This window comes from Leucothrix mucor DSM 2157, from assembly GCF_000419525.1.
GTDB lineage: Bacteria > Pseudomonadota > Gammaproteobacteria > Thiotrichales > Thiotrichaceae > Leucothrix > Leucothrix mucor.
Genome location: NZ_ATTE01000001.1, coordinates 696,143 through 710,663, shown reverse-complemented (window position 1 = coordinate 710,663; position 14,521 = coordinate 696,143). Strand labels below are relative to the sequence as shown.

Here is a 14,521-nt window from a genome sequence, read left to right as displayed (position 1 = left end):
CAAAACCCAGCCTGAATAACATACAAAAAAGGCCTGATAAAAATCAGGCCTCTTGTTACAACACTCATTAGTGTGACTAACGGTTTGCATAATACTTGGTGCCGATGGCCGGACTCGAACCGGCACAGCCTAGGGCCACCACCCCCTCAAGATGGCGTGTCTACCAATTCCACCACATCGGCACTGATAAAAACTTACTCTTTTGGTGCGACAGGAACATCCGAAGCTGTTTCTGCTGGCGTTGAGGCCGCCGCTGGCACCGGTACATCAGAAGGCGCAGATGGTACTGCTTTTTCTGGTGCTTGACTAGTACTTGTTACGACAGATTCTACAACACTTTGAGTACCACCTTCTGGATGAGCAACCAACCAAGCCAGTAACAAAGAGTTAACAAAGAACACAGTCGCTAAGATAGCTGTTGAACGACTCAGGAAATTACCCGAACCTTGAGAACCGAATACAGACCCGGAAGCGCCACCTCCGCCGCCTCCGCCAAATGCGGCACCAGCATCAGCTCCTTTACCGTGCTGCATTAGCACCAAGCCAATAATTCCAAGGGAGACAACTAACTGCACGATCAATAAAATGTTATAGAGCATAATAATTAAGTTTTTCTAAGTTAAGCCGCCCGGCAAATCGCCAGGAAGTCATCTGCATTCAATGATGCGCCACCAATCAGGCCGCCATCAATATCCGACATTGCCAGCAGTTCAGCGGCATTACCGGGATTCATACTACCACCGTAAACAATCTGAACAGTATCCGCGATTGCCTTATCGTATGTCGCCAGCAGCGCTCTAATAGCCGCATGCACATCTTGTGCCTGCTCTGGCGTAGCCGTTCTTCCGGTACCAATTGCCCAAACCGGCTCATACGCAATCACGGCCGCTGCAAACGCAGCAATACCGTGCTGATCAATTACTGCCTGAATCTGACGAGACACTACGGACTCGGTCACACCCTGATCACGCTCTTCTAGTGTTTCACCAACACATAGCACCGGAATAATACCCGAGTCGCTTAGCACTTTAAACTTGACCGCAACATCGGCATCCGCCTCATTATATAGACTACGACGCTCCGAGTGACCGACTAAGCCATACTGGCAACCGAATTCACTCAACATACTGGCACTGATCTCTCCGGTATATGCTCCCTTTGCATGGGCAGCTACATTTTGTGAGCCAACCATAACGCGTTGATCACTTAAAATATCAGCAACCATCGGTATGTATATATAAGGAGGACATACTGCAACGGATAAAGACTCTGTTTCCGGCAAACCAGCAACAATACCTTTAAGTAACTCAGTGATACTCTCACCAGAGCCATTCAACTTCCAATTACCTGCAATCAATGTCTTACGCATTAGCTGCTCCTGTTGAAGTGCCACGTTTAACACAATCGCGGAAGGTTAAACTGACTGACACGATAAATCAAATATTTCCAGCTGAATTCGCTCAAAAACTGTTTTTTTAAAATAATCAAAAAAAATTAAAAAAAGACTTTACGAAAATAAAGTTTGTGAGTATTCTACGGCCCTTCAAGAAATCTTGCAGTTGGAGAAGTGGCCGAGTGGCTGAAGGCGCTCCCCTGCTAAGGGAGTATATGGTTTATCCCGTATCGAGGGTTCGAATCCCTCCTTCTCCGCCATTGCAATGTTCCTTGAAATGATTAATAAAGTTTTTGAAAATTAGTTGTTGACATGATCTTTCAAAACCTTCATTATTCGCCGCCTTGAAAGCACGCACTGGTAGCTCAGTTGGATAGAGTATCTGGCTACGAACCAGAGGGTCGGGAGTTCGAATCTCTCCCAGTGCGCCACTTATTCAATGATTTAGGGAGTCTTCGGACTCCCTTTTTCATGTCTGTAATAAATAGAATCTCACCTGTTTCTACACCCCACAAAAAAAGCCCTGCCAATTACTCAGGACTATTTTCATATTTTTACACCTTAAGCCTCCTTTCTCTTGATCAACTTATTAAAGATCGAAAAAGCTAAACGGCAAATATTCTAATATATCCCCTTTTTTTACCGCTGACCCTTCCCGCGCAATCGCAAACCCGTCACCCCAACTTGCTGAAGTCAGTACTCCTGAACTTTGATTTGGGAAAGATTGCAGTGCTAAACCACCCACATCATCATGTTGAAGCCTTACACGAAGGTATTCCTGACGCCTTACGGTGTAGTTCAAATCGAATGCTGCTGGCACTTTAAAGCCCTGAATGCACTTAAATGGCATGCCTTGCATTGCCTGAATAAACGGGCGACCCAAAATACATGTCGTTGCAAACACCGAAACCGGATTTCCTGGCATTCCCAGAAAAGGTACGCTGCGTCCTGCAGAATTAATCTGGCCAAATGCTAATGGCTTCCCTGGTTTAATGCTAATGCTCCAAAGGTCCAACTGGCCGAGCGATTCAACGGCCGCTTTAACATGATCTTCCTCACCAACTGATACGCCACCGCTAGTCATTACCAAGTCAGCTTGCGATGCCGCCTGCGATAATGCCTCGATAGTACCTTCTAATGTATCGGTCACAATTCCTAAATTAATTACCTCACAACCCATCCGCTGCAACATAGCAACCAAGGTAAAGCGATTAGAGTTATAAATCTGACCTACTCCTAAAGGCTCGCCCGGCTCACGAAGTTCATCGCCAGTGAAGAACACAGCAACCCGTAACTTCTTAAAAACTTTTACTTTAGTAACACCAACAGATGCTAATAAACCCAAATCTTGCGGAGCAAGGCGATGCCCAACACTCAAGATTTCATCGTTCTCTCGAATATCTTCGCCAGCATCGCGTACATTCTCACCGACTTTGACGGTACCGCTGATAGTAATGGACACCTCCGAATCTACTTCATGGACCGTACAGACCTCCTGCATCACCACCGCATCCGCACCATCCGGCAGCGGTGCACCAGTAAAAATCCTCGCAACGGTTCGAACTTCCAAATATTCCCCCACACTACCCGCAGGAATACGCTGACTGACTCTAAACGACTTAGTCGGCTCAGTAATTAAATCTGCAGCCCGAAGTGCGTAACCATCCATGGAGCTATTGGCAAGTGGTGGCACGTTAATTGTTGAGAATACAGGCTCAGCTAATACTCTAAGTAGACTATCTGAGACACTCACCCACTCAGCTTCGGTAACTGACTTAACTTGTTCGCTTAGACGCTGCAAAGCCTCATCAACCGGAATTAGTCTCGCTCCAAACTTTGGATCATCACAACTGACCACAGCCATACTTGCCTCTTTAAATAAATTACTTACTAATGAACACCTGAGTAGCTAACTATTACATGCACGCGTTCGAACTGAAAAATTAGTCTAAAAAATACCGGATACTGTAGACTTATGACTTTTATAGTATCCATTCAGATAACAATGAGCAAAGCCACTTTAACGGATGTCGCGCCAGCGGTAAAAAAAGGGATGCAGACAGTTGATGATCTGTTAATCCGCTCTAAAAACACCGCATCGATCACCAGCCTGAAGCCTTTAGCCCGCTCGCTACTCTTTGCTGAGCTATCGATGATTGCCTACCTGCCTGAAGATGAAGTCAGAAAAGCCGCTGAACAACTCAATTTCCATACGGTCTTGTATTACGACTTTGATGGCTCTCAGGCCTACTCCTTTATTAATGAGTATGACCATGTTATCGCCTGTCGTGGAACCGAGCCTTCTGAGTGGAATGATTTGCGTGCAGATTTAGATGCCGCAACGGCTGTCGCTGAAACTATCGGACGTGTTCATCGTGGATTTAAGCGTGAGGTAGACGACATCTGGCCTGTGCTGGAAGGCAGCTTACTGAGTAATGACAAAACACTTTGGTTTACCGGACACTCACTCGGCGGAGCGATGGCCACCATTTGTGCCGGACGCTGCATGTTGTCACATATAAAGTCTAACCCTGCACAAATCTATACCTTTGGCAGCCCAAGAGTTGGCAACAAGCGCTACATTAACTTCGTTAAAGTGGATCATATTCGCTGGGTTAACAATAACGATATCGTTACGCGCGTTCCACCGGCTTGGTTGGGTTACCGACATACCGGTCAGGAGCACTATCTGAATGCCAATGGACGGCTAAAACAACTCAATTTGATTGAACGCAGGAAAGATGCCTGGAATGGATTTATCAGCGGCTTGAAAAATCGTTCGATTGATCATTTTGAAGATCACTTGATTGATCGCTATGTGGATTACATTTATTTGGAAGCAGCTAATGCAGGTGACTTAGATATGGAGACGAAATAAGCGAGGGAATTTGATAAGCGAAAAACAAAAATGCTGCGCCGCACCAATTTATAATAATTTGACCCTACTCGCAACAATTCTAAACCATCTTTCATAAAAAATTTAGAAGAATGGATAAACACCAGCTTTAGTGTCTCGTTTTAAATGAATTTAATCCTAATTACAGTCATTTCTATCCATTAAAAGATTGCCACATAAGCAAAAGACCAATAGAATTTACCACATCGCAGACATGGCTAAGCCTAGTCCTTGCGAACAGAATCATGAGGAGATGAGGAAGTAAAAAACCAGGGGGGGATAATGAGTCAAGTGGCCTAGCTCATTATCCCCGTGGTCGAGGAGGAGGAAATCATCTTACATTTCTATCTTATATCAAATTGTTGCACCGCATCAATTTAAATATCAAATTCTTTTAAAGCATCTCTGCTTTTCATAATAGCTAATCTCTCTAGCTGGATCTAATTCCCAACACCACCAACTTTCAGTACTGCCCTCAAGCTTTGCTTAAAAACCAGAGGGGGATAGTCTTGCGATCTAACCCCATGGTCGAGGAGGAGGAATCATGAACACCTGATCTATTCTTTCTTAGTCGTTCTTCTGCTGATCCCGAGCTGCTATCCCGAAAACCAACCTGACTAAAGTGTCGCTTTAGGTCTGATGTTGTACACAAGTATCGCAGACCATTAATGAATGTACACTTAACACACATAATTGGACAAATATATTTTGAAGAAAGTTTGGTGGGGGGTGATACAATGGAAAAAGAGGTCGAAGAGAACCTAATACCTAAAGTGGCTTCAAATACTAGGTCTCTTCGCAAAGGAGGAGGAAATCATCTTACGCTTTGAATAATAGAGCCCGATTCTCCAGCCTTCAATCGACAAAAACTCAATGCAATTATCAGTTAATTTTAACGACTATCGATTTTATGCAAAATAATTCATAAATTCATGGACTTGTAAATTGAGTTAGCCAATCGCGATAAATCAAGCCACAACATTACCGTATTGTTATTTAAGCGAGGAATCATGACTTACACCGCAAGAGCACCTTTACCTCCGCTAAATGCACTTAAAGCATTTGAGGTCGCCGCACGTCATTTAAACCTCACCAAGGCCGCTGCAGAGCTATTTGTCACGCCTGCCGCTGTTAGCCGCCATATTAAAGTACTGGAAGAGTACTTGGACGTTACCTTATTTATACGGGGTAATCAGGGACTGGAACTTACTGAAGTCGCACTTCACTGCTATCCAAAACTCAGCACTGGCTTTGCAACACTAGCCGATGCAGTTGCAGAAATCCGTCAACGCACCAATCGCCGACAGCTTACCGTGGGCATGGCCCCCTCTTTTGCCTCCAAGTGGTTTATTCCACGCATGAATCAGTTTACTGAGATGTTTCCGGATATTGATCTGCGAATTATCTCAAGCTCTGACTATCTGGAGTCTTATAAAGGCGCTAAGCACGGACGAGATGGCACGGATGTATCAATTCGCTTCGGTAAAGGCTCGTACCCGGATTGCGAAGTCAAAAAGATGTTTTCTGTCTCCGTGACACCATTGTGCAGCCCTACCTTGCTGGATGGAGAATTCCCATTGGATGATCCGGAAAACCTACGTCATTATACGTTAATTCATGATGATACCTTGCATGGTGGCCAGCAAGATTGGGATACCTGGCTAGAAGCAGCGGGTGTTAGTGCAATGGATACCTCTCGCGGCTCACGCTTTAATCATGTGTCATTGGCCTTAGAAGCAGCTGTTGCAGGACATGGCGTGGTGCTCACCATTGGCGCACTGGCCTCTAAAGATATCTCTCAAGGCCGGCTGATTGCGCCATTTCAACTGAGTTTGCCGCTCGACTACAACTATTATCTGGTCATTGATAAAGACAAGCAGGAACTCACGACGGTGAATACCTTTGTTGATTGGATTTTTAGCGAGATAGAATCAGAGAAGCGCTAATTGCTTCCAGTAGTTAGCCGCGAGCAAAACCGTCTGGGCATGGATGTCGACGATATCGTCAATTTCTCTGGCATAGCCGCCAGCCATGCTCACGGCAACCGGTAGCTGATTATGCCGGCAATATTCAAAGACTCGCTCATCGCGTGCTGCCAGTCCCTGCTTGCTCAAGCTCAACTTACCTAATTTATCCTTTTCAAACGGGTCTGCACCGGCAATGTAAATCACGCAGTCTGGTGTAAAGCGCTGGCTAGCCGCTGCTAAGGCTAAATCTAAAGCATCCAGATATTCTGCATCCTGAGTGCCATCCGGCAAGGCGACATCTAAATCGCTAGTCGCTTTGGTAAATGGAAAATTGCGCTCGCCATGCACAGAAAGCGTGAAAATACTCGAATCATGCTCAAGAACTGAAGCCGTGCCATTACCCTGATGCACATCCAAATCAATCACAATTGGGCGCTTTGCCAAACCTTCCGCTTGTAAACCTCTGGCAGCGATTACACTATCATTAAACACGCAAAAGCCCTGCGCCTCATGCGCCATAGCGTGGTGGGTACCACCCGCCAAATTAACCGCAATGCCTTCTTCAAAGGCCGTACGACAAGCTGCCAACGTAGCACCGGACGAACGTCGGGAACGCTCCACCATAGCTTCAGACCAAGGAAATCCTAATGCTCGCTGCTCTTTTGGAGTCAGCTCTCCGGTGATTACACTGTTAACGTAATCAACACCATGAGCGCTTAGCAGCTGCTCATTGGTAGCCGCTGGTGGCAGGTGAAAATCAATTCCAAGCAATGGATCATCAGCAACCAAGCTCTCCAGCCGCTCCCGCAATAAACGGTATTTATCCATAGGAAAGCGATGCCCCTCAGGCAGGGGCAACACAAAGGTATCGCAGTAATAAGCCCGCATATTTAGCGCGCGACCCAACCGCCATCAATAGACTGCAGCGAACCAGTAATAGCGCGCGCATCATCGCCACACAGGAAGTCGGCATAAGCTGCAACTTGCTCAATGGTGACAAACTCTTTGGTAGGCTGGCCCGCAAGCATGACGTCGTTAATCACTTCTTCTTCAGTCATATTACGTGCTTTGGCGGTTGCCGGAACTTGCTGCTCAACCAATGGCGTCCAAACATAACCCGGACAAATTGCATTCGCGGTAATGCCCTGCTCGGCGACTTCCAGTGCTACTGTTTTAGTGAGACCGGCAATACCGTGCTTGGCAGCAACATAAGCGGATTTATAGGGGGAAGCGATGAGTGCATGGGCAGAAGCAATATTGATAATACGGCCCCAATTTTTCTTTTTCATACCCGGCAATACTAAGCGAGTGGTGTGGAATGCAGCGCTTAAGTTAAGCGCAATAATCATATCCCAGCGCTCAACCGGAAACTCATCAATAGGCGCAACAAATTGCATGCCCGCATTATTCACCAAAATATCAATCACGCCGATATCAGACTCAATCGCGGTCATCATCGCTTCTATTTCATCGACTTTGGTAAGGTCTGCGCCATAGTAACGAGCGGTAATGCCATGGGCTGACTCAAGCTCGGCACGTTCAGCTTCAATGGCATCTTTATCACCAAAGCCATTTAAAGCAATATTGGCACCTTGTGCAGCCAATCGCTTGGCAATGCCTAAACCGATACCGCTGGTTGAGCCTGTGACGAGTGCGGTTTTTCCTGCTAATGCGTTCATACTCAGTTGTCCTTGGGTAACTAGTAGGCGCAGTCTAGCAAGTGACCGTTTCGGATAACAGACTTTGATTGCACCTAAGTCCGGTGTTTAAAGCCGAACCTAGGCGAGATTATCAACGAAGCGTAAAGCGGTGCAATCAACCACAACACGACCACGTACTTTACCGGCTAACAAGTCACTAGCCACTTCGACACAGTCTTCCAGAGTCAGATCCTGCGTATTGGCTGCCAGCTTATCAAGATCCAATAGTTTGGTTAGCTGTTCCCATGCTGCAACACGCTTAGCGTATGGTGCATTCACACTATCGACTCCGATCAGTGCAACGCCACGTAAAATAAAGGGAGCCACTGTCGCTGGCAAATCCATACCCTGCGCCAAACCACAGGCTGCAACCGCGCCACCATAACGCATCGAGGCACAAACATTAGCCAAAGTATGACTACCAACACTATCAACAGCACCAGCCCAGCGCTCTTTAGCCAATGGACGACCTGCTGATGAGAACGTATCACGGTGAATGACTTCACTTGCACCTAAGGATTTCAGGTAATCCGCTTCTTCCATGCGGCCAGTCGATGCCACGACGGTGTAGCCTAACGTTGCCAGCAAAGTAATAGAAATAGTGCCAACGCCGCCGTTAGCACCCGTTACCAATATTTCGCCATCTTCTGGTTTCACGCCTTGCTGCTGCAATGCCATCACGCACAACATCGCCGTGTAACCTGCTGTTCCAACTGACATAGCCTGCTTAGCGCTTAAGCCTTCTGGCAGTGCAACTAACCAGTCCGCTTTCACTTGTGCGCAACCTGCTAGCCCGCCCCAATGACTTTCACCAACACCCCAGCCATTCAGGATAACCTGATCACCGGCTTTCCAACGCTCATCGCTGCTTTCAATCACTTCACCCGCAAAGTCGATACCTGGCACCATTGGAAATTTACGTACAACTGGCGCTTTGCCGGTAATTGCCAAGCCATCTTTATAGTTGAGCGTGGAGTACTGTACTTTTACCCGCACTTCGCCTTCTGGCAACTGCGACTCATCCAACTCGCTAATTGCTACCGTCTGAACATCATCCTGCTTATCAATCACTAATGCTTTAAACATTTCCATCTCCCATTGTGATCGGCTGAATCATTTAGACCGATCGTCTATTTAAAATCCAAAAAAAGGTCGAGACTTACAGCCCAACCTTACAAATAACAAAAAACTGTTTTGCGAATGCACGAATTGGTTGATCAGATTGCACTAACTTGGCACGCAAAATCGCACCTTCCCAACCAATCCAGAAAAATTCTGCTAGCTCAGAGGTACTAGCTTGCGTGGCTAACTCACCTTGCTGTTTAGCCTCATCCAATAGCTCGGCCAGTTGCTGTTGCCATTCCTGAAATACGCCTTCTAGCTGCGTACGGAAGGTTGCATCTAAAGCACCCAACTCCTGCCCTAAATTGCCAACCAAGCAACCACGCTTAAACGAGTACTTTTCAATACCGTGACAAGCTTCGTCGATAAAAGCCTGTAAACGCTGCAATGGCGCTAGCGAAGTATTAGTAAAATTACGAGCTAACTTCTTGCCAAAGTAAACGGCATAAGCTTCAACCACCACCTCGCCATACTGCGCTTTATTTTTGAAGTAGTGATAAAACGAGCCCTTGGGGACATTCTCAGATTTTAGAATCTCATCCAAGCCCGTGTTATTAAATCCCTTCTCAGTAAAAATCTGAATGCCTCGCTCAATTAAGCGCTCACGAGTGGCTTCCACCCCGCTGCTTTGCTTGGGTGGACGTCCGCGACGCGGTTTTTCAAGGGCTAAATTGTCAGATTCTGTAGTCATGACTTTATTTATAGACCGATCGTCTATTAATGTCAATCTCTGATCGCTTTACGCAACCATAAACAAGCACTACACTGGCCCGCTCCTAATGACTAATTGGATTCCTCCGTGCCAGTCTCAACTCACTCACCCAGCCTGATTGCCCAATACCGCGCACCCATTGGTGGCGGGCTTATTCTCATCTTTGTACTGATTGCTTTAGCGGGAGAAATTAACCACCAGCTTCCGCAATTTACCGGCTTATTGGCATTGATTGCTATCATGATTTTGCCGACACGGTTATCGCCGGCGCTTCTCTGGCAATGTGGCGTGATGATGGCCATTGGCTTGGGCTTATTAATCTGGATGAGCATGGTCGGTGCAGATATTCCGTGGTACGAGCCACTCAATAGCAATATCCCGCTGTTGATTCTGTTTTCAGCGGTGAGCTTTTTGCGAGTGCTACCCATCGCGCCTGCAAAGGCAGAGCACCAAAATAACGGCCTTAAAGGCTATATCCAAACCTTTTTGGGGACTCATGCCCTATCAGCCGTGATCAATATGAGCGCTGCGGTCGTGGTTGCGGATTACTTGAAAAAAGGCGATAAGCCGGAACACACTCTCACCACGATGGTGATGCGCGCAGTGTGTGTTGCGGCTTACTGGTCTCCTTTCTTTGCGGCGATGGCAACGGTATTGCACTACCTTCCAGAATTGAGTTTGTCGGAGCTTTGGATTTACAGCATACCGCTGACCTTACTCGGCTTGGCGCTAACCATTTGGGAAGCTCGGGCCTTATCACCAAATCATCTGCAAACCTTTAAAGGCTATCCGATCAGTGTCGAATCCTTATTGCTACCGATGAGCTTATTGGCCAGCGTATTTATTGCGCGGCTGATCTGGCCAGATGTAGCCATGGTGTTATTAGTCTCCATCGCGTCTTTGGTTATTCCTTGCGTGTTGCTACTCAAACGACAAGGGCCACGCAATGCACTGACTAGTGTCCGTCAGCATATCGCTCACAAATTGGGGAATTTACGCGGGGAGTTTTTGCTGTTTATCAGCGCGGGCATACTCGGCAGCGGTGGCAGCGCTTTGTTCATGCAGTACCCACCGCTTTTACCGTTCGAGACATTCACCGCGACGGTGGCTTGCGTACTGCTACTGATATTGATTGGCACCGCCCTGTTGGGCGCGCATGTACTGGTGGGAATATCGATCAGTGCTCCGGTAGTTCTGAGCACTGATCCATCAATCACATTACTGGGTTTATGCTATCTCTCGGCGTGGTCGATTGCGTCCATCGTTAGCCCATTTTCGGGGCTGGCATTAATGTTCCGCGGCCACTATCAACTAAGCTTGCAAGAGATTCTCAGTGCGCACTGGCAATACGGAATCGCCATGACCATTGCATCCATGTTGATGTTTTACATGGTTTGACCACGCACTGAGAAAGCCGGATTAGCGCTCTACAAAGGAGCGCTCAATCACATAATCGCCCTGAACGCCGGTTTTAGGGCTGATTTTAAAATCCAAACCATCCAGCATATCGCAGATGTCTTTCAACATTGCTGGGCTACCACACACCATCGCGCGATCGGTTTCCGGGTTAAGTTGCGGCAAACCTAAGTCTTCACATAGCTTTCCGGAGTGAATCAAGTCAGTTAAACGGCCTTGGTTGCGGAATGGCTCACGGGTGACCGCAGGGTAATAAATCAGCTTTTCGCTAATCACTTCCCCTAAGTATTCGTGACTTTTCAAACCTTCCGACAGCCAATCGTAGTAACCCAACTCACTTAAGAAACGCACGCCATGGAACAGCACGACTTTCTCAAATTTCTCGTAGATCTCGGGGTCTTTGATAATACTTAGAAATGGCGCTAAGCCAGTGCCAGTTCCAAACAAAAACAAGTTTTTGCCGGGCTTCAAGTCATCTGCCACCAAAGTACCGGTTGGCTTGCTACCAATCAGCACATGATCGCCTGGCTTTAAATGCTGCAGCCGTGAAGTCAGCGCGCCGTTCGGGGCTTTAATGCTGTAAAACTCCAGATACTCATCATAATTGGCACTGGCAATACTGTAAGCACGCATCAACGGACGCGGCTCATCCTCCAGCCCTATCATAATAAATTCGCCATTGCGAAACCGCAGGCCATCGTCCCGCGTGGTTTTGAAGCTGAATAAGGTATCATTCCAGTGCTTTACATCAATAACTGATTCAGTGGCGTACTTGGCCATGCTAATTCCTGTATTTTATCTGTGTGTTTGCAGATAATGGCGGCGGCTTAGCTGCTTTTCAAGAAACCTTAAAATTATCATTTGCAGGCTTTCCTAGCCGCACCTGAGAACATGCTCTTAAATGCCGCATCGCGCTCAGCCTCATTAGCATATTGCTCTGGCAATGGTTGAACAAAATACAGATAGTCGCCCAGCTTTTTGGGAATCTTCCCCTGATATTTAGCCTCGATATCGGGCGTTTGAACCGGGCTGACCACTTTGATATTCAGTGATGGACTACGCTGCTTTAATAAAGCCACTGTACCAAGGTGATTATCACTATGAAACGCGCCATTCACGTGAATGATTTGATGTTTTGGGTAGCGCTGATGAGCATTTAAAATAGATTCAGCCATGGTGTTATCGCGGCTTAGTTGCGCTAGATAGCTATTACTCAACGCACTGCTTGCCTTGCTTGATGACTTTGCAGGCTGCGCTGGTCCATGCATAACCGCCTGAAATGCAGTTTGATATTGCGCACTATTTAAAAACGGCTGCGAAGCAATTTGCTGGCGCTCTGCCTTATTCAACTTTGCAAGATAATCACGCCCTTCTCGCCCGATACAGCGAACCACATCAGCAGGAGCATTAGCCGCGATCACTGGCAACTGGTGCTGCTTTGAAAACTCCACTAATGGTCGATACGATGCTTTATAATTAGGCCAAGCTTCCCCCTGCTTTATAAGCGCAACCTCACCAATCTCACCTTTTAGATATTGATCCAATACCGACTGCTTATCACGGGTAAATTGCTCCATCGACAAAACCTGCACCGGACGCTGCTTGTGTAGTGCCGCCTGCAATTGTGCTTGTAGCCAATGCGATCCGTGACTGCCGTGGTACTCACCGATAAACACGACATCGGCATCTTTCAGCGCCTGCGCCAGCTGATCGATCGAAACCGTTTTATTAGTCAATGGGTCCTGAATCTGTACATCATAGAGCGTTGGCAGTGATGGATTGGAAGCACCCGCTTTAGCGCTTATCGACTGACGCATTTCACCCTGCGCGCTATTAGCCACACAGCCTACTAACAACTGCGCACTCAGCACCAATACGCTTACATTTAAAGCCACTCTAATCATCAACCCACACCTCGTAAAATCCTGATTGGCGAAGTATAAAGCATCCACTCACAAGGCCAAGCTCCCTGTTATGGGCAATGGGTATTCATGTATAAACTCAGCTGTTATCATCGGCGGCTTCCGGCATCCCGCCACTTTTTATCCCCACTCGGTACATCAGCATGCAAGCTTCCACCAACTGGTATCAGATTATTGCCTTATACCTTGCCGGAGCGCTCGCCGCTTTCCAATACGCAAAAATGCCGTGGATGCTGAAAGACTTGTTAGTGCAAGCTGAGTTCAGCGGTTTCCAACAAGCGATACTACTTTCAACGATCGGAATTATCGGTGCCTTATTTGGGACATTCGCAGGTGCTTTATGCCAGCGCATTGGCCTTAGGCGCTCACTGATTGCGGGATTAGCGATTGCGATTATTGGCGCCTTACTGCCATTAATTAGTGCCAACTATTTCCCTTTATTAATTGCACGCGTCGTGGAAAGTACCGCACACATGGCGATTGTAGTGACAGCACCAACTCTGATGCTAATGCTCGCCGCACCGCAAGATAGAGCAAGAATTATGGCGTTCTGGAGCTGCTATTTTACGCTGACCTTTATGAGTGTCGCATCCATCGCACCGACGCTAATTGCTTTTGCGGGCTGGCAAAGTTTTCCAGTACTCCATGCTTTGCTACTGGCACTCGCATTGGGTGGGATAATGCAGTTTATATCTGAGCAAAACGCGCAACCTAGCCAGCCCAATACCACACCACCCGCTGCTAATGCGCTACTTGGCGCACAGTGGCGGCTGTTAAGTCATCGAAGACTGCTGATCATCCCACTAACTTTTATTGGCTACACTTTATTATTTGTTTCATTAGTGAGCCTGCTGCCTAAGATGCTATCGGCGGTAACTGAGACTCAGTATCGGCTGGGCTTTTGGCTGCCCGGCTGCGCCTTGGTGGGCACATTGATTGCACTATTTACCCTTAAGCGCGGCATCAAACCTTGGAAGCTTGTACGGGTGGCCATTGCCGTGATTACACTGGCCGCGCTAGCTTTACTGCTGATGAGTGATGATGTCAATGCTCGCATTGTGATTACGATGGTGATCTTTCTAATGCTGGGCTTACTGCCTGCCGGAATTATCGGCTCCCTGCCTGATGTGCTTGAGGCTAATGACCCTGATATTCCGTTGGTGAATGGTGGCTTGGTGCAGTTTGGGAATTTGGGTAATTTTATTGGGCCACCAGTGCTGACTTTGTTGATTGGTAGTCTTGGTTGGGCTGGGGTTAGTTTGTATTTGTTGCTTGGGGCTGGGATTGTTTCGGTGTGTTTGGTGCTGTTGAGTCGTTTGGTTCAACAACGGGCTTAGCACCCCATAAAACCCTGTTGATATACGACCGGAAGTGACTATTCTGTAAACTTGAG

At 47.2% G+C, this 14,521-nt stretch carries 13 protein-coding genes and 3 tRNA genes; 6 read left to right on the top strand and 10 right to left on the bottom strand.

Annotated elements, in window-relative coordinates; genetic code table 11:
- Window positions 1-96: 96 nt before the first annotated feature.
- The 3 genes from LEUMU_RS0103085 to tpiA form a co-directional block, all read right to left on the bottom strand.
- Window positions 97-182, bottom strand: a tRNA-Leu gene (locus LEUMU_RS0103085).
- 12 nt (window positions 183-194) lie between these two features.
- Window positions 195-599 carry a preprotein translocase subunit SecG gene (secG, locus tag LEUMU_RS0103080; protein WP_022950814.1) on the bottom strand — a complete coding sequence of 135 codons (405 nt, stop codon included), beginning with the start codon at window positions 597-599 and terminating at the stop codon, window positions 195-197.
- Window positions 600-619: 20 nt separating this feature from the next.
- Window positions 620-1,369, bottom strand: a complete 750-nt coding sequence (gene tpiA, locus LEUMU_RS0103075; protein ID WP_022950813.1) for a triose-phosphate isomerase — start codon at window positions 1,367-1,369, stop codon at window positions 620-622.
- Window positions 1,370-1,561: 192 nt separating this feature from the next.
- On the opposite strand from tpiA, the gene LEUMU_RS0103070 reads away from it, so the two are divergent.
- Both LEUMU_RS0103070 and LEUMU_RS0103065 read left to right on the top strand, forming a co-directional pair.
- Window positions 1,562-1,653, top strand: a tRNA-Ser gene (locus tag LEUMU_RS0103070).
- Window positions 1,654-1,747: 94 nt separating this feature from the next.
- Window positions 1,748-1,824: transfer RNA gene (locus LEUMU_RS0103065), tRNA-Arg, on the top strand.
- Between the two features lie 158 nt (window positions 1,825-1,982).
- Here LEUMU_RS0103065 and LEUMU_RS0103060 read toward each other — a convergent pair.
- The gene (locus LEUMU_RS0103060) at window positions 1,983-3,257 is read right to left on the bottom strand and encodes a molybdopterin molybdotransferase MoeA (RefSeq protein ID WP_022950812.1); all 1,275 of its coding nucleotides are present in this window, start codon (window positions 3,255-3,257) and stop codon (window positions 1,983-1,985) included.
- 111 nt (window positions 3,258-3,368) lie between these two features.
- On the opposite strand from LEUMU_RS0103060, the gene LEUMU_RS24390 reads away from it, so the two are divergent.
- Window positions 3,369-4,271: a lipase family protein gene (locus LEUMU_RS24390; RefSeq protein WP_157474244.1), complete on the top strand. Its 903-nt coding sequence runs from the start codon at window positions 3,369-3,371 to the stop codon at window positions 4,269-4,271.
- A 1,028-nt stretch (window positions 4,272-5,299) separates the two neighbouring features.
- Window positions 5,300-6,235 (top strand): transcriptional regulator GcvA, encoded by a 936-nt coding sequence (gene gcvA / locus LEUMU_RS0103050; protein ID WP_040503943.1) that lies wholly within the window; start codon window positions 5,300-5,302, stop codon window positions 6,233-6,235.
- On the opposite strand, the gene LEUMU_RS0103045 is transcribed toward gcvA, so the two are convergent.
- The 4 genes from LEUMU_RS0103045 to acuR all read right to left on the bottom strand — a co-directional run bounded on the left by LEUMU_RS0103045 (window position 6,221) and on the right by acuR (window position 9,769).
- Window positions 6,221-7,084: a histone deacetylase family protein gene (locus LEUMU_RS0103045; protein ID WP_245570680.1), complete on the bottom strand. Its 864-nt coding sequence runs from the start codon at window positions 7,082-7,084 to the stop codon at window positions 6,221-6,223. The two genes, gcvA and LEUMU_RS0103045, sit on opposite strands and share 15 nt — an antisense overlap.
- A gap of 62 nt (window positions 7,085-7,146) precedes the next feature.
- Window positions 7,147-7,935: a 3-hydroxybutyrate dehydrogenase gene (locus tag LEUMU_RS0103040; RefSeq protein ID WP_022950809.1), complete on the bottom strand. Its 789-nt coding sequence runs from the start codon at window positions 7,933-7,935 to the stop codon at window positions 7,147-7,149.
- A gap of 99 nt (window positions 7,936-8,034) precedes the next feature.
- Entirely contained in the window at window positions 8,035-9,042 is a 1,008-nt protein-coding gene (gene acuI, locus LEUMU_RS24385; RefSeq protein WP_022950808.1) for an acrylyl-CoA reductase (NADPH), read from the bottom strand.
- A gap of 73 nt (window positions 9,043-9,115) precedes the next feature.
- The gene (gene acuR / locus LEUMU_RS0103030; RefSeq protein WP_022950807.1) at window positions 9,116-9,769 is read right to left on the bottom strand and encodes an acrylate utilization transcriptional regulator AcuR; all 654 of its coding nucleotides are present in this window, start codon (window positions 9,767-9,769) and stop codon (window positions 9,116-9,118) included.
- A gap of 108 nt (window positions 9,770-9,877) precedes the next feature.
- Here acuR and LEUMU_RS0103025 point away from each other — a divergent pair, with 108 nt between their 5' ends.
- A complete protein-coding gene (locus tag LEUMU_RS0103025; protein ID WP_022950806.1) occupies window positions 9,878-11,188 on the top strand; it encodes a hypothetical protein in 1,311 nt (436 codons plus the stop codon).
- A gap of 21 nt (window positions 11,189-11,209) precedes the next feature.
- Here the strand turns inward: LEUMU_RS0103025 and LEUMU_RS0103020 are convergent, their stop codons facing one another.
- Together LEUMU_RS0103020 and LEUMU_RS0103015 are read right to left on the bottom strand one after the other, a co-directional pair.
- Window positions 11,210-11,986, bottom strand: a complete 777-nt coding sequence (locus LEUMU_RS0103020; protein WP_022950805.1) for a ferredoxin--NADP reductase — start codon at window positions 11,984-11,986, stop codon at window positions 11,210-11,212.
- Window positions 11,987-12,063: 77 nt separating this feature from the next.
- Window positions 12,064-13,110 carry a ChaN family lipoprotein gene (locus LEUMU_RS0103015; protein ID WP_022950804.1) on the bottom strand — a complete coding sequence of 349 codons (1,047 nt, stop codon included), beginning with the start codon at window positions 13,108-13,110 and terminating at the stop codon, window positions 12,064-12,066.
- Between the two features lie 161 nt (window positions 13,111-13,271).
- Between LEUMU_RS0103015 and LEUMU_RS0103010 the strand changes: the two genes are divergently transcribed.
- Window positions 13,272-14,465: an MFS transporter gene (locus LEUMU_RS0103010; RefSeq protein ID WP_022950803.1), complete on the top strand. Its 1,194-nt coding sequence runs from the start codon at window positions 13,272-13,274 to the stop codon at window positions 14,463-14,465.
- Window positions 14,466-14,521: the final 56 nt, after the last annotated feature.

What these genes read in the sequence shown, in the direction of transcription:
- secG (WP_022950814.1), bottom strand. Translation starts at nt 599, where the DNA reads ATGCTCTATAACATTTTATTGATCGTGCAGTTAGTTGTCTCCCTTGGA.
- tpiA (WP_022950813.1), bottom strand. Translation starts at nt 1,369, where the DNA reads ATGCGTAAGACATTGATTGCAGGTAATTGGAAGTTGAATGGCTCTGGT.
- LEUMU_RS0103060 (WP_022950812.1), bottom strand. Translation starts at nt 3,257, where the DNA reads ATGGCTGTGGTCAGTTGTGATGATCCAAAGTTTGGAGCGAGACTAATT.
- LEUMU_RS24390 (WP_157474244.1), top strand. Translation starts at nt 3,369, where the DNA reads ATGACTTTTATAGTATCCATTCAGATAACAATGAGCAAAGCCACTTTA.
- gcvA (WP_040503943.1), top strand. Translation starts at nt 5,300, where the DNA reads ATGACTTACACCGCAAGAGCACCTTTACCTCCGCTAAATGCACTTAAA.
- LEUMU_RS0103045 (WP_245570680.1), bottom strand. Translation starts at nt 7,084, where the DNA reads ATGGATAAATACCGTTTATTGCGGGAGCGGCTGGAGAGCTTGGTTGCT.
- LEUMU_RS0103040 (WP_022950809.1), bottom strand. Translation starts at nt 7,935, where the DNA reads ATGAACGCATTAGCAGGAAAAACCGCACTCGTCACAGGCTCAACCAGC.
- acuI (WP_022950808.1), bottom strand. Translation starts at nt 9,042, where the DNA reads ATGTTTAAAGCATTAGTGATTGATAAGCAGGATGATGTTCAGACGGTA.
- acuR (WP_022950807.1), bottom strand. Translation starts at nt 9,769, where the DNA reads ATGACTACAGAATCTGACAATTTAGCCCTTGAAAAACCGCGTCGCGGA.
- LEUMU_RS0103020 (WP_022950805.1), bottom strand. Translation starts at nt 11,986, where the DNA reads ATGGCCAAGTACGCCACTGAATCAGTTATTGATGTAAAGCACTGGAAT.
- LEUMU_RS0103015 (WP_022950804.1), bottom strand. Translation starts at nt 13,110, where the DNA reads ATGATTAGAGTGGCTTTAAATGTAAGCGTATTGGTGCTGAGTGCGCAG.
- LEUMU_RS0103010 (WP_022950803.1), top strand. Translation starts at nt 13,272, where the DNA reads ATGCAAGCTTCCACCAACTGGTATCAGATTATTGCCTTATACCTTGCC.